This window comes from Sphingopyxis sp. H115, from assembly GCF_001468465.1.
Classification (GTDB): Bacteria; Pseudomonadota; Alphaproteobacteria; order Sphingomonadales; family Sphingomonadaceae; genus Sphingopyxis.
The window spans coordinates 38,335-53,379 of the sequence record NZ_LNSA01000006.1 but is presented as its reverse complement, the minus strand read 5'-3'; the positions used below and the strand labels follow the sequence as shown (position 1 = coordinate 53,379).

The following is a 15,045-nucleotide window of genomic DNA, read 5'->3' as shown; positions in this document are numbered from 1 at the left end:
GGCGCAGAAGGATATTCTATCGGTCGCCGCCGGTGGCGATCGCCGGTTCCCGCGTTCCGAACAGCGCCGTGCCGACACGCACATGCGTCGCGCCCAGTGTCGCCGCGGTCTCGTAATCGCTGCTCATGCCCATCGAGCGCAGTGGCACGTCATGCCGCTCAGCCAATTCGTCAAGCAGCGCAAAATAAGGTGCGGGTTCCTGTGCCGCGGGCGGGATCGCCATCAGCCCCTCGATCGCGAGCCCTGCCGCCTTCGCTTCGGCCAGCAGCGCTGGCAGGTCGGCTACGGCGCAACCGCCCTTCTGCTCTTCGTTGCCGATATTAACCTGTACGAACAGCTGCGGTTGCTTGCCGGCCTTGGCGCACGCTTTGGCGAGCGCCTGGACGAGCGACGAGCGGTCGACCGAGTGGATAGCGTCGAACAGCGTTACCGCTTCTTCGGCCTTGTTCGACTGCAGCTGGCCGATCAGGTGCAGCATGATGCCGGGCGTTTCGGCGCGCAGCTCGGGCCATTTGGCGGCGGCCTCCTGCACCCGATTCTCGCCGAAATGCCGCTGCCCCGCGGCGATCAACGGGCGAATGGCGTCAGCATCGTGCGTTTTCGATACCGCGATCAGGCAGATATCGTCCGCCTTGCGCTGCGCGCGCATCGCCGCGTCGGCAATATTCGCCCGCACATCCGCCAGCCGGTCTGCTGCTTCGCTCATTGTCTCGTTCCATCCTGTGCGTTGCGTGCGCTTGCGACGCGCCTATAGAAAGCGCGATGCGCGCGCGCCACCCCTCGTCCGTCGATTTACCGCGGCAATGGCTGTTCAGCGACGAACGGGCGAAGACGGGTTTGCCCGAGCTTGCGGCGCTACTCCCGCCGGGGAGCGGTATCGTCCTGCGCCACGATGGCCTCGCGCGCGGCGTCCGCTGGCGGTTGTTGCGTCGGCTGATGCGCATCGCAAAGGCGCGGCGATTGGTCGTTCTTCTCGCCGGCCCGCCCGCCGACGCGCGGCGGGCGGGCGCCCACGGCGTCCATCTTCGGCATCATCATGCCGCGCGCGCGAAGCAGGCGCGCGGGCTTGGCCTGTTTGTTACCATGCCCGCCCACGGCGCACGCGAGGCGCGCCGCGCGCGCCGGGCGGGGGCGGACGTCGTGTTCGTCTCGCCGCTGCATCGCACGCGCTCGCATCCCGGCGCACCCGCGCTAGGGCATGCCACGTGGCTGCGTCTCGCGCGACTGTCGGGCACGGCGGCGGTAGCGCTGGGCGGCATGACGCCGAAGCGCGCGCGGGTGTTGAGCCATGCGCGTGGTTGCCGGACCGGATGGGCGGGGATCGATATCTGGGAAGACCGAGCGGCGAAGCGCCGAACGCGTCAGAAGCGGAAAGCCGTCCCGACATAGACCGCCTGGCTGTCGCGCCGCGAATCGGTCAGCGGCTCGACGCGGTCGTCGCTCTTGTAGCGGACGCCTGCCGTCACATCGATATTCTTGGTCAGGCGATAGCTGCTGACGACATCGACGGCCTGGTCGCTGCCCGGCGCGGTGACGCGATCGGTCGCGCCGCTCGGGTCGCTCGGCCGGTTGAGCATGCGGGTCGCGAAACGCGACTTTTTCTCTGCTTGTTCGGGCGCCCTTGCGACCGGCAGGTTGCGAAGGTCGGTGCCGCGCGGCAGCGACGGCGTGACGAATTTTTCGAAGCCGACCGACGCGCCCAGATCATAGGCGACCGGCGTGATTGCGATCGGCGCGGTGCGGCCAGTTGGCAGCCCTGCCGTTCGCGCGCTAGCCGAGGCGTCTTCGCGGGCGCGAATCACGACGGTGATCGCACGGTTCTTGCGGCTTTCGTCGGTCAGCGCCGGCGTGAAGCTGAAATTGCCGCGTTGCTCGGCCGATATCTTGGCATAGCGCGCGATCAGGCGCGGATCGCCCGATGCGGGCGTGAACTGGCCGAGCAAGGTTTCGGAAAGCGAGGTGTCGCGGATACGGTCGGAACGCGACATTGCCGCGAGCGCTGGCGGCAGCGCAAGCGAAGTCACCGCCAAAGCGGTGAGACCTGCTTTCCAAAAATGTCGCGATTTCCGCGCCATTGCTCTGCGACTCCAACCCCAATCGACTCAGGAGATAGGCCCCCTGCCACAATATTTCCAGCGAATCCCGTCAATTCGTCGCAGGGGTTCTGCTTTTCACCGAAATTGTTGCGCGATCAACACAGTCCGGATCGATTCTGACCAGAATCTGAACCGCCGCGGCGCGAAAATTGCCGTGCTTGCGGGGCGGCGACAAGGGCGATAGAGACGCTGGCAATTCCGTCAAGCGCGACCTGGTTTCCGTCCGGGCGTCGCCAAGTGATAAGGTGTTATCGGCATGTTCCAGCTTTCCGCCCCTGCCAGGCTCGGCGCTTCGTTCGGCAGGCCGGCCACGCTCGCGTTGCTCGGGGTCGCGGCGCTCGGCCTCTCGGCGTGCGGAGGCAAGGAGCGGCCGCGCGCCGACCTCGCTGCAAGCCAGGTAACGACGATCGGCGTGAACAGCTATTTGTGGCGCGCTTCGCTCGATGCCCTTTCGTTCATGCCGCTGCTCCAGGCCGATTCGTCGGGCGGCGTGGTCATCACCGACTGGTATGCGAACCCCGGCAACCCGGGCGAGCGGATGAAGGTCACCGTTTCGATCCTCGACCGGGATCTCCGCGCCGATGCATTGCGTGTCGCGGCGTCGCGCCAGGTGTCGCAGGGTGGGGCCTGGGTTGATTCGCCGGTGCAGGCGGCGACCGTGCAGAAGCTCGAGGAGATCATCCTCACCCGCGCCCGCGACTTGCGTCGCAGCGCCATCAGGGACTAATCCGGCGGCGCGGACGCGCGCCTGCCCAGACAGACTAACGGGGTAACCGACGAATGACCCGCGAACCGCGCTTTGGCGCCCTCGCCGCCGACGCCCGCTGGCAAAAGGCGTGGGAGGCGGCGAACAGCTTTGCCACGACCGATAACGAGGATCGTCCCAAGGCCTATATCCTCGAAATGTTCCCCTATCCGTCGGGGCGCATCCACATGGGCCATGTCCGCAATTATGCGATGGGCGACGTGCTGGCGCGGTTCAAGCGGATGACGGGGCACGACGTGCTGCACCCAATGGGCTGGGACGCCTTCGGCATGCCCGCCGAAAATGCCGCGATGGAAAAGGGTGTCCACCCCGGCGGCTGGACGCGCGACAATATCGCCGCGATGCGCGCGCAATTGAAGCGCCTGGGCCTCGCGATCGACTGGAGCCGCGAGCTCGCGACGTGCGAGCCCGATTATTACGGGCAGGAACAGGCGCTGTTCCTCGACCTGTTCGCGCATGGCCTCGTCACGCGCAAGGAAAGCTACGTCAACTGGGACCCCGTCGACATGACCGTGCTCGCGAACGAGCAGGTGATCGACGGCCGCGGCTGGCGTTCGGGCGCGCTGGTCGAGAAGAAGAAACTGTCGCAGTGGTTCCTGAAGATCACCGACTTCGCCGACGAACTGCTCGACGGTTTGGACAGCCTCGACAAATGGCCCGACAAGGTGCGGTTGATGCAGGAAAACTGGATCGGCAAGTCGCAGGGGCTCGAGTTCAGCTTCAAGATGGCTGGCGGCGCGCCGGGGTTCGACGTCTTTACGACCCGTCCCGACACGCTTTACGGCGCGAGCTTCGCGGCGATCTCGCCCGATCACCCGCTCGCCGAGAAATTGGCAAAGGACGCGCCGCGCCTTGCCGCTTTCATCGAGGAATGCCGCCGCCAGGGCACCGCCGCCGAGCAGATCGACACGGCCGAGAAGCTGGGCTTCGACACCGGCCTGTCGGTCGAACATCCGCTCGATCCCAACTGGCACTTGCCCGTCTGGGTCGTGAATTATGTGCTAATGGATTATGGCACCGGCGCGATCTTCGGCTGCCCGGCGCACGACCAGCGCGACCTCGACTTCGCGCATAAATATGAGCTGCCCGTCCACCGTGTGATCGCCGACGGCGACGAAATCGCGCAACACTTCACCGGCACCGAGGCCTACACAGGGCCCGGCAAGCTGGTGAACAGCCATTTCCTCGACGGCATGACCATCGACGAAGCGAAGGCCGCGGTGATCGCGCGCGCAGAGCATGAGGGCTGGGGCAAGGGCACGACCGTGTGGCGCCTGCGCGACTGGGGCGTCTCGCGGCAGCGCTATTGGGGCACCCCGATCCCGTTCATCCATTGCGCGGCGTGCGGAATGGTACCGGTGCCGAAGAGCCAGCTTCCCGTCGTGCTGCCCGAGGACGCCGATTTCTCGGTCCCCGGCAATCCCTTGGACCGCCATCCGACGTGGAAGCATGTCGCCTGCCCGTCGTGCGGCGGCGACGCGGTACGCGAGACCGACACGCTCGATACTTTCGTCGATTCGTCTTGGTATTTCCTGCGCTTCGCCTCGGCGCCGGCGGACAAGCCGTTCGACGCCGAAGTCATCCGCCGCTGGCTGCCCGTCGATCAATATATCGGCGGCATCGAACATGCGATCCTCCACCTGCTCTACGCGCGCTTCTGGACGCGCGCGCTCAACAAGCTCGGGATGATCGACATCGAAGAGCCCTTCGCCAGCCTGTTCACGCAGGGCATGGTGACGCACGAAACCTACAGCCGCGCGCAGGGAGAAGGCCAGCCGCCGGTCTTTTTCACGCCCGACGAGATAGAGCGCAGCGCCGATGGCGCGACCCTCGCTGCCGACGGCGCGCCGGTCGAAATCGGCCGCGTGATCAAGATGTCGAAGTCGAAGAAGAATGTCGTCGATCCCGACGCCATCCTCGATCAATATGGCGCCGACGCCGCGCGATGGTTCATGCTGTCCGACAGCCCCCCCGAGCGCGACCTGCCATGGAGCGAGGCGGGCATCGAGGGCGCGTGGCGCTTCGTCCAGCGGCTGTGGCGCCTGTTCGGCGATACCGAAAATATCGGTGACGGCAGCGAGGACAAGGCCCTCGCGCGCAAGCTCCATCAGGCGATCGCCGGCGTCGCCGCCGATATCGAGGCGCTCGGCTTCAACAAGGCGGTCGCCAAGATCCACGCGCTCGCCAACGAGATCGAAAAGGCGAAGCCATCGGCGACGCGCGCCGAGGCATGCCGCACTTTGATCCTGCTCGTCGCGCCGATGTTGCCGCACCTCGCCGAAGAGGCGTGGGCTGCGCTGCCCGAAAGCCAGCGCACGACGCCGATGGTCGCCGACGCCGCATGGCCTGCCGCCGATCCGGCACTGCTCGTCGATGACGAGGTGACAATCGCGATCCAGATGGCGGGCAAGCTGCGCGACACGATGACGATCGCCAAGGGTCTCGATAAGGCTTCGACCGAAGCCGCCGCGCTCGCGCGCCCACGCATCGTCGAGCTGCTCGCGGGCGCGACGCCCAAGAAGGTGATTGTGGTACCCGACCGTTTGGTGAATATCGTTCCGTAAATGGCATCCCCATTTCCGTTCGCGTCGAGCGAAGTCGAGATGCCCATCGTTCGTTCGTACCGTCGGGATGTCTCGACTTCGCTCGACACGGACGCGATAAGGGTCAATATTGTTTAAGATGCGCAGCCTCCTCGTCTCCTCGCTCGTCGCCGCTTCGCTGATGCTCGGCGGTTGCGGGCTGCGCCCCTTGTACGCCAATGGCAGCAAGGGGCCGGTCGCGACGGTGCTTGCCGACGTCGACGTCGCGCCGATCGAAGGGCATTCGGGCTGGCTTGTGCGCAACGCGCTGCGCGACCGGCTCGAGGCGGCGCAGGGCGGGCATGGTGCGGGCAAGCGGCTGCGGCTCGATGTCCGGCTCGAGGATTCGATTACCGGCTTCGGCGTCCGCGCCGACGATGCGGTGACACGCGAGCGGCGGACTTTGCGCGCGCGCTACCAGCTCGTCGATTCAGCATCGGGCCAAGTCGTGCTCGATGCGACGGCCTTCTCGGACGCCGGTATCGACGTGGTCGGCAGCGAATATGCCACGATTGCCGCTGAATCCTCGGCGCTCGAACGTCTCGCCTCGGCGGTCGCCGACCAGATCGTGACGCGGCTTGCCGTCTTTGCGAACCGTGGTGGCGGCAAGGAACAGGCGATCCCGGCGCCCGCCTCGAACCCCTAGCGGGTATGAAAACGGTCAAACCCGCCGACTTCGAACGCCAGTCGCGGCTTGATCCCGCGGTCCGCTTCGCGTTGCTCACCGGCCCCGACGAGGCGACGATGGAAGCCGTCGCGAGCCATCTGATCGCGCTGGCGGGGCGGGACGCCGAACGCGTCGGTCTAACGGGGGCGCAACTGTCGCAGGATCCGTCGCTGCTCGCGGCCGAAGCCGCCTCGATGTCGCTTTTCTCGTCCGCGCGCGTCATCCGGCTCGAACTCGCGGGCAGCGGCGACGACAGCCTTGCCGCGGTCGAAGCGCTGCTCGCCGCCGAAACCGCGATCAACCCTGTAATCGCGACCGGCACGTCGGTCACCGCCAAGTCGAAACTGGTCAAGATGGTCGAAGCGTCGGACCATGCCGTTGCCGCAATCTGCTACCAGCCCGACCGGCGCGCGCTGGTCGGCATCGCGATGGCGGCGGGTCAGGATCAGGGGCTGCGTATCGCCCATGCCGAGGCGCAACTGCTCGTCGATCTTGTTTCGGGCGACCAGGCGCTGATGCGCCGCGAGATCGAGAAGATTGCGCTTTATCTGGATGCCGCACCCGACCGCCAGCGCCAGGTGACGGCGGCCGATATTGCCGCGCTGGGCGCCGCGACGCACGAAGAGGATGTCAGCGAATGCATCAATGTCGCGTTGGGCGGCAAGGTGCGCGAGCTTCCCGCGATGTTGTCCACCGCCGCGGCGGTCGGCGTCGCCGAAATCCGCATCATCCGCGCGCTGGCGATCCGCGCGACCGCGCTCGCGCGCCTGCGCGCCGAAGTCGACGCCGGCGCACACCCCGCGACGGTCGTGTCGGCGCGGACGAGCGGCATTTTCTGGAAAGAGCGCGATGCGGTGACCGCGCAGCTGCACATCTGGGATTCGCTGCGCATCGCGCGATTGATGAGCCGGCTTCTCGATTGCGAACGCGCGCTCAAGGCATCGGGCACTGCGGGCGCCGTGCTGTTCCGCAAGCTGATGACCGACATAGCGCACCAGGCTGCACGGGCGCGATAAGGTCGGTTTCGACCCACGAATGGCTGGTAACCGAAACCGCCATCCCGTCGCATCAGCCCCAACCCGAAAGGCCTGCCGCGACAGTGCCCGGTCGCGGCAGGCCCCGGTTCCCCTCCCGCAAGGAGGAGGGGGAGAGGTCGATCAGAACTGGCCGCGCAGCGTCACGCCATAGGTGCGTGGTTCGCCGGGGAAGCCGACGAACAATTTGTTCGCGGTCGCGGGGAAGCCCAGCGCCGCCGGGGCCGCAACCGACCGGAAGCTGTTCGCTCCCTGCAGCGGCATGTCGGCGCCGATCTGGTAATAGCGCTTGTTGAAAAGATTCTGTCCCCACAGCTCGATCCCCCAGCGGCGATCGCGGCCGTAAAGGCCGATGCGGCCGTTGAAGACGGCAAAACCGTCCTGGATCTTTTCGACATCGAGGTTCGATCCGGTGTTGGTGTCGCTCTGCAGGCGCGTGTCGAGATAGACGAGTGCGCTCATCCCCGACGATCCGATCGGCGGGGTCCAGCTGACCCCTGCCGTCGCGACATATTTGGCGGCATTCGACACGCCGCGGCCGGGAAGCTGGAACAGCACCGGCGACAGCGGCCGCCCGCCGGTGCCGACCAGGTTGCGGCGATAGAGCGTATCGACATATGTCAGCCCCATATTGACCGACAGGTAACGCGCGGGACGGATGAAGGTCTCGATCTCGAACCCCTTGGCGACAACGCCGGGCTTCAGCCTGTCGGACGGACAGGCGCCGGTCGCGGCGCTATTGTCGATCGGCCCGGTCCCCAGATCGTCCTTGCACGCCTGGATATTCGTCACCTCGAAATTGATGCCGTTGAAGGTGTTGAGCTGGTAATTGCTATATTCCTGCCAGAAGGCGGCGAGGTTGATGTCGACCCCGGGGCCGTCCCATTTGACACCGAATTCATAGGCATCGACCTTTTCGCTCGCGAACTGCAGGTCGCTCGCCTCGGGGCGTCCATTGCCCGGTGTGTTCGCGGGCCGGGCCAGGGCTGCGACACAGGCGGCATCCTGCGCGTCGGACCCGGCGGTCGTGCTGCACGGCCGGTCGAGTGCCGAATAGTCGAGGTTGAAGCCTCCAGCCTTATAGCCCTTCGACGCCGATCCATAGATCAGCCACGCCGGGTCGGGTTTCCAGCTCAGCACCGCGGTGCCCGTCCATTGGCCTTCGCTGAATTTCGTGCCCGGCGCGCCGCGCACAATGTCGGGCGCGGTGCCATTGATCACGCACGCGAGGCTGGCGAGCGCCTGCAAGGACGAATTGACGATCGCCGGGCACAGCGTGTTGGTGAAATTGGCGTCGCCAGCCAGCGTTTTCTTTTCATGCGTATAGCGCGCGCCGATGGTGAAGGTCAGCACATCCTCGACGATGTCGAAGCTGTTGTGGGTGAACACGGCATAGTTGTTGCTGCGCTGCGCAAAGGTCGATCCGTTGTTGCCGGTGCCATTGAGTGGCGTGGCGCCGAGCAGCGCGGCGATCCCCTGGAAACCGGGGAAGCTCGCTGCGGGCAGGTTCGAACAGGTCGCCGACGCGGGGTTCAGCAGCGCCGGTGCAAGCGTCGCCGCCGCCAGACAATTGGCATAGCGCTGGTAATCGGCGCCATATTTGATGTCGTCGTCGACATCGAGTTTCTCGTTCGCGTAATAGCCGCCGACGAGCCAGTCGAGCCGCCCGTCAAAGGCTTCGCCCTGCAGCCGCAGTTCCTGCGTGAACAGGCGGAATCGGCGATCGAGGTCGGTGCGGCGCAAGATATCGAGCGCGCTGAAATCGGCGTCCTGCCCCTGCGCATTCTGATAGTCGCGATAGGCGGTGATCGAAGTCAGCGTCGCGCCGCCGAGATCCCAGCCAAGCTCGCCCGACACGCCCCAATCCTTGGTATCCGACCGGTAGTCGACCCCGGGGGTGGTCACCTGCTGACGGATGAAGCTCTTTCCCTGCGGCGGGACCTGGTGATTGGCGCCGAGTAGTTGCAGCAGCGGGAGCAGCGTATTGGGTGAGGTAACCGGAAAACCGTCGGGGCCGCGGGTCAGGTTTCGAACGGGCCCCAACAACACCCCGCCGCAACAATTTTCCTTGCGCTCGCTATAGTCGGCGATCAGCCGCAACGTGATATTTTCGGTCGGTTCGAGCAGCAGCTGGCCCTTGACCAGCCAGCGATCGCGGTCGTTGATATCGCGCTCGCCCGGGGTGACGTTCCGGATGAAGCCGTCGCGTTGCTGCCACACGCCGTCGATCCGCACTGCGGCCCTGTCGCCTAGCGGGGCGTTGACCATGCCGTCGACGCGCCAATAATCATAATTGCCGTAGGACAGCGATCCCTTGGCGCTGAACGCCGACAGGTCGGGACCTTTGGTGACGATGTTGATCAGGCCCGCGGTCGAATTGCGACCGAACAGCGTGCCCTGCGGGCCGCGCAGCACTTCAACCCGTTCGATATCTCCAAGTTCGGACAGGCCGACGCCCGTGCGGCTGCGATAGACGCCGTCGATGAACAGCCCGACCGAGCTTTCGAGGCCGGGGTTTTCGCCGACCGTGCCGATGCCGCGGATGCGCGCGGTGAAATTGACCTCGCTTGTCGCACCCGAGACGAGCAGCGACGGCGCAACCTGCCCGAGCGCGCGCACGTCGGTCGCGCCGCTTTTTTCGAGCGTCTCGCCGGTAACCGCCGACACGGCGATCGGCACGTCGGACAGCGCCTCGCTGCGGCGCGTCGCGGTAACGATGATGGTGCTGTCGTCGCTTTCGGCGCCGGCGGCATCCTGCGCCATGGCCGGTGCCGCAGCAAGCGCGGCGACAAGCGACAGGCCGGCGGCACCCGAGCGCAGCAGGCAGGCGGCACGATAGGCATGATGGTTCATGAACAGGCCCTCCTCTTCCCATTATATTTGAAGCGGAGGCTATCATGCTGCGGGCATCTGTCACCAGCGCGGGGCCATGCCGTAACGTCATTCCCGAAAGGGCGCGGCTTTTGTGCCACAGCTGTCAGAAATGACGGGTTGACTTTGCCGGCAAAAAGAAAGGGGCGGGACATTGCCTGTCCCGCCCCCAATTTCGGCCAAAGTGAAGGCTTAGAATTTGCCGCGCAGCGTCACGCCATAGGTCCTGGGTTCGGCCAGGAACTGCGAGAAGATCTGGCGGCCGCCCGGATATTGCGGGTCGGCAAAGGCGGCGCCCGACGATGTCGCGCCTTCCTGGAACGGCGAGTTGAACGCGACTTGGGCATATTGCTTGTTGAAGATGTTCTGCCCCCAGAATTCGAGGCCCCATTTCTCGTCGGGGCCGCGAATGCCGATACGCGCGTTGAAGATCGCATAGCCGTCCTGCCCCTTTTGCGGGAACAGGTCCGACCCGGTGTTGTAGTCGCTGGTCATACGGCCATCGAGATAGACGAGGCCGGTCAGCCCGCTGCTGCCGATGTCGGGGGTCCAGGCGACGCTGCCGGTCGCGACCAGTTCGGGCGCGTTCGACAGGTTGTTGCCGGGCAGCAGGCGCAGCGCCTGGTCGAGCGGCGCGCCCGAATTATTGCCGACCAGCTGATCGCGATATTTGGTCTTCGCATAGGTCAGGCCCGCGGTCATGCGGAAGCTGCGCGCCGGGACGAGCGAGGCTTCGAGTTCGAAGCCTTCCGACCGGACGCCATGGCTGACGTCGTCGGCCGGGCAGGCGCCGGTGGTTGCCGCCGCCGAATTGAAGTTCGGCGCACCGGCGAACTTGCTCTGGTCGCGATCGCCGCCGTTCAGGTCGCTGTCGCAGCCGTTGATGTTCTGGACAAGGAAGACGGTGCCGTTGAACGTGTTGAGCTGGAAGCTCGAGAAGTCCGAACGGAACAGCGTCAGGCCGAGGCTGAACGGGCCGGTCGCATATTTGGCGCCGATTTCATAGCTGTCGACCTTTTCGGGATCGAACTGCAAATTGCCGACCAGAGCCTGTGCCCCGCCCGCTGCCGCGAAGGGCAGGATCGGCGATTTGAGCGCCGAGCGATCGAGGTTGAAGCCGCCCGCCTTGTAGCCGCGCGAATAGCTAGCGTAGAGCATCAGGTCGTCGACCGGCTTGTACGACAGGATTGCGGTGCCGGTCCATTCGTCCTCGCTGCGCTTGTCGCGGATCGACACATTGTTGAGCTCGGCGGTCGAATTGCCCTGGCAGGCCAAGCCGATCAGGCCGCCCGCGACGGCGCGCGCCAGATTGTCGGCGGTCCCCGCGATATCGGGTTGGGTCAGGTCGTCGAGCACGAGGCCCTGGACCGTGGTGCAGACCGTATTGTCGTTGGTGAAGGTTGCCGAGAACTTCTTCTTGTCGTTGGTGTACCGGACGCCGAAGGTGAAATCGAGCTTGTCGGTGATGTGGAAGATATTGTGCGTGAACAGCGCCCAATTCTTGCCGTTCTGGCGATAGACGTCGTTGACGCTGCCAAGGTCGCTCAGCCCGTCGAGCGCGGTCAGCGCGGCGACGATATCGGGTCCCGATGCGCCGTTCGCCCCCGCAATCGCGGCCAGGCCGGGTACGCCGGGTGCCGCAAACGGCACGACGCAGGCCGGGCTGGTCGGCGAATAGAGGCCCGACAGCGGGGTACCCGAAATGAGGCGGCACGCCGCGAAACGACCATAATCCTCACCGAAGCGCAGATTGTCGCGCACGCGCAGTTTTTCGTCGGCATAGAAGCCGCCGACGAGCCAGTCGAGCTTGCCGTCGAAGGCTTCACCCTGCAAGCGCAGTTCCTGCGTGAAGGTATGGAACTGGCGATAGGCGTCGGCATCGGGCGCGCGGTAGAGGATGTCGACAGCGCCGTAATCGACGTCGCCCGCCTGGCTCGACCGATATTCGCGGTACGCGGTGATCGACGTCAGCGTCGCGCCGCCGAAATCATAGTCGATCTGGCCCGAGAAGCCGTAATCCTTGGTCTTGCCGGCGAAGCTGCGTCCCGGCGTCACCGAAATGTCGCGGCTATAGCCCTGGTTGAACGCCGATAGCGGCTGGCCGAGATCGTTCAGCACGCGAATGATGTTGTTCGTGGTCGGCGTGGGGGTGCCCGTCGGGCTCGGCGTATTGAGGTTCCCGATAAAGGGATTGACCGTCGGGCCGACATAGGTCGCCGCGCAGCATTCCTCGTCGCGATAGGTGTAGTCGGCGATCAGGCGGACCGACAGCGCATCGGTCGGTTCGAACAAGAGCTGCCCGCGCAGAAAATAGCGGTCGCGATTGTTGACGTCGCGGTCATTGTTGACATCGTTGTAGAAGCCGTCGCGCTTGACCCACACACCGTCGAGGCGCGCGGCGAGCGTGTCGCCGATCGGGCCGGTGACGCTGCCGCCCAGGCGCCAATAATCGTAATTGCCATAGGTGACCTCACCCGTGGCGCCGAACTGGAAATCCGGCTTCTTCGAATAGATGCTGATCAGGCCCGCCGACGAATTGCGGCCGCCGAGCGTGCCCTGCGGGCCGCGCTGCACTTCGATGCGGTCGATTTCGCCGAGTTCGTTGAGGCCGATGCCCGAGCGCGAGCGATAGACGCCGTCGATGAATACCGGGACCGAGCTTTCGAGGCCGGGGTTGTCGCCGACCGTGCCGATGCCGCGGATACGCGCCGAACCATTGGCTTCCGAACCCGTCGAAGAGACGAGTAGCGACGGGGCCACCTGGTTCAGCTGGCGGATGTCGTTCGCGCCGCTGTTCTGGAGGGTTTCGGCGCTGACCGCCGAAATCGCGACGGGGACGTCGGACAGGAGCTGCGAACGGCCCTGCGCGGTGACGATGATCGGGGTATCATCGCTGTCGTCGGCCGCAGTGTCGGCGGGGGCGTCCTGGGCATAGGCGGGCACCGCGATGGCGGCCATGGCGATCGATACGCCGAGTGCGCTACTACGCAGAAAATGGGCAGCACGAAGGGAAGATGATTTCATGTCGGGCACTCCTCTCAACATTTCATTATTTTTGTTGCGGGGCGCAACATAACTCAATTGCGCGGCCAATCCAGCCGAAGCCCCGTATTTGCGTCGTTTTTGGAGAGGTGATGCTTTTTGGCCACAGCCGGAAAAGCGCCTGTTCGGCGAGGCTTAGGCGCCGGCGAGCCCGATGATGCGGCTTGCCGTAGCGTCATCGCCGCCGACGCCGGGGCAGGGAATGCAGAGCCGGCGCCCGCGGGCGACCAGCATCGCGCGGTAGGCGCCGGAAAAATTCGCCGCGATCACCGGGTCTTCGGCGGCAAGCCCTCCCGTCAGGCTCCCGAAAGCCGGCAGAATCAACCGGCGGTCGTCGCCAGCGAAGCAGGGGCGCGACACGGGGCGGCCGCGCAGGCTGAGGCGCAATTTGGGATGGAAATGACCCGATATTTCGGGCCGCGTCTCGCCCCGTTCGCTCTGATGGCGAAAAACGATGCCGTCGACCACCAGTTCGTCGGCAATTTGCCCGCCCCACGCACCGCCGGTCAGCCCGTCGTGATTGCCCGCGATCCATAGCAGCTGCGTCGACGCGGCCTGCCGGTGCAGCCGGTCGGCCACCGCGGGGGCGATCCGTTCGGCCGCGCGGCGGTCGTGGAAACTGTCGCCAAGGCACCACAGCGCGCGGGCGCCCGTCGCGGTGACGAGCGCGGCGAGCCGGTCGAGCGTGTCGTGACTGTCATAGGGGGGCAGCGGCTGGCCCAGCGCCGCATACCAACTGGCCTTTTCCAGATGCAGGTCGGCGACGATCAGCGCGCCGTGCGCGGGCCAAAATAGCGCGCGGTCGGCCAGCATGTCGAACTGCTGGCCCGCGAAATCGAAGGAGACGGCGCCGGACATGCGCCCGCTATGGCAATGCCGCGGCGGCGCCGCAAGCGCGCGCCGGCGGGCTATCCGCCTGCGGCGGCCATGTTTGCGGCGAAGCGTTGCCCGGTCTGGCGATGCGCGCCGTCGGGCAGGTCGAAAACGACGCGCTTGTTCGGGAAGTCAATCTCGACCCGGTCGAACAGCGCCAACGTATCCATGCCGAGCAGGATCGCCGGGCGTTCGTCGAGACCCAGCGCGCGAAAGGCCTGGCTGTCGGCGAAGCTGATCGGCAGGTCGTTGACGTCCATGCCATTGAGGACGATGCGCTTGATCGCGGTGCGCGTCGCCGCGACCGTTTCGCCGGTCACCGCCGACAGTTCCGTCGGGGTGAAGGGCAGGCGATTCTGGCGCGTCCTCGCCACGAGTTTCTGCAGCGCCATATTGCCGATGCTGGTCTGGGCGCCGGTATCGACGATGACGTCGACGCGCTTTCCGCCCAGCCGCGCGTCGGACAGGATCAGCCTGCCAGCCATGTTGCGCGCGGTGACGACGATCGCGTCGTCGTCGCGAATGATCGGCCTCGCGCGCCTGCGCGTTTCAAGGATCGACATGCTTTCCTTGCGGAAATCGATCAGCACCCGCCGCTCTTCGAGCATATCGACGCCGATCAGGCCCGCGGCGCCGATATGACGGCCGGAAAAGGCAGGCGCCTCGACCGCTGCGAGGTGCAGGTCGGACATTTGCAGCGCCGCGATGCGGAAACTCGGGACCATCGCCGACCCGCCGATCGTCGCGAGCCGCAGCTTCGCCCCCTCGGCCAGTCCCAGCCGCGCCGCCAGTTCGCGTGCGATGACCGTTCGTTCGGCGCCGGTGTCGACGAGAAAGGAGAAGGGCCCCTCGCCGCCGACCATGACCTTCACCGCCATACGCCGCGTTGCGTCGAGATCGAACGGCTGGATGAAGGGGGTGATCGTCACCGGCGGGGCCAGCGCTTCGCCGGCCGGCGTGGGCGTGGCGGCCGGCGGCGTGGGCCGGTCGGCGGGCGCCGGCGTCGCGCCGAGCAGCGCGGGGGTGGCGAGCAGCAGCGCCCATGGGACGAACCGCTTGGTGGCTTGGGTCATCGCAGGCATCCTCTGTATATTTTGCCGCAATCTACGCCTCA

11 protein-coding genes are annotated in these 15,045 nt (G+C 65.8%); 5 read left to right on the top strand and 6 right to left on the bottom strand.

Annotated features, from left to right (window positions below):
* Positions 1-16 precede the first annotated feature (16 nt).
* On the bottom strand, positions 17-706 hold the full coding sequence (locus tag ATE71_RS06310; protein WP_058802589.1) for a YggS family pyridoxal phosphate-dependent enzyme: 690 nt from the start codon (positions 704-706) through the stop codon (positions 17-19).
* Positions 707-762: 56 nt separating this feature from the next.
* Here ATE71_RS06310 and ATE71_RS06305 point away from each other — a divergent pair, with 56 nt between their 5' ends.
* Positions 763-1,389, top strand: coding sequence for a thiamine phosphate synthase (locus ATE71_RS06305; protein ID WP_058802588.1), 627 nt, complete (start codon positions 763-765; stop codon positions 1,387-1,389).
* On the opposite strand, the gene ATE71_RS06300 is transcribed toward ATE71_RS06305, so the two are convergent.
* Positions 1,362-1,988: a hypothetical protein gene (locus ATE71_RS06300; protein WP_235587927.1), complete on the bottom strand. Its 627-nt coding sequence runs from the start codon at positions 1,986-1,988 to the stop codon at positions 1,362-1,364. The genes ATE71_RS06305 and ATE71_RS06300 overlap by 28 nt on opposite strands.
* Before the next feature lie 364 nt (positions 1,989-2,352).
* Here ATE71_RS06300 and ATE71_RS06295 point away from each other — a divergent pair, with 364 nt between their 5' ends.
* From ATE71_RS06295 to holA, 4 genes are all read left to right on the top strand, one after another.
* On the top strand, positions 2,353-2,823 hold the full coding sequence (locus tag ATE71_RS06295; protein WP_082665110.1) for a DUF3576 domain-containing protein: 471 nt from the start codon (positions 2,353-2,355) through the stop codon (positions 2,821-2,823).
* 53 nt (positions 2,824-2,876) lie between these two features.
* Complete coding sequence (gene leuS / locus ATE71_RS06290) at positions 2,877-5,426, top strand: leucine--tRNA ligase (RefSeq protein ID WP_058802586.1); 2,550 nt, start codon at positions 2,877-2,879, stop codon at positions 5,424-5,426.
* A gap of 118 nt (positions 5,427-5,544) precedes the next feature.
* Entirely contained in the window at positions 5,545-6,090 is a 546-nt protein-coding gene (lptE, locus tag ATE71_RS06285) for an LPS assembly lipoprotein LptE (protein WP_058802585.1), read from the top strand.
* Positions 6,091-6,095: 5 nt separating this feature from the next.
* The gene (gene holA / locus ATE71_RS06280) at positions 6,096-7,127 is read left to right on the top strand and encodes a DNA polymerase III subunit delta (protein ID WP_058802584.1); all 1,032 of its coding nucleotides are present in this window, start codon (positions 6,096-6,098) and stop codon (positions 7,125-7,127) included.
* Positions 7,128-7,268: 141 nt separating this feature from the next.
* Here holA and ATE71_RS06275 read toward each other — a convergent pair whose 3' ends face one another.
* The 4 genes from ATE71_RS06275 to ATE71_RS06260 form a co-directional block, all read right to left on the bottom strand.
* On the bottom strand, positions 7,269-9,998 hold the full coding sequence (locus ATE71_RS06275; protein ID WP_082665109.1) for a TonB-dependent receptor: 2,730 nt from the start codon (positions 9,996-9,998) through the stop codon (positions 7,269-7,271).
* Between the two features lie 210 nt (positions 9,999-10,208).
* A complete protein-coding gene (locus ATE71_RS06270) occupies positions 10,209-13,040 on the bottom strand; it encodes a TonB-dependent receptor (RefSeq protein ID WP_152998659.1) in 2,832 nt (943 codons plus the stop codon).
* 153 nt (positions 13,041-13,193) lie between these two features.
* On the bottom strand, positions 13,194-13,916 hold the full coding sequence (pdeM, locus tag ATE71_RS06265) for a ligase-associated DNA damage response endonuclease PdeM (RefSeq protein ID WP_058802583.1): 723 nt from the start codon (positions 13,914-13,916) through the stop codon (positions 13,194-13,196).
* A 50-nt stretch (positions 13,917-13,966) separates the two neighbouring features.
* A complete protein-coding gene (locus ATE71_RS06260) occupies positions 13,967-15,004 on the bottom strand; it encodes a retroviral-like aspartic protease family protein (RefSeq protein ID WP_058802683.1) in 1,038 nt (345 codons plus the stop codon).
* Positions 15,005-15,045 lie beyond the last annotated feature (41 nt).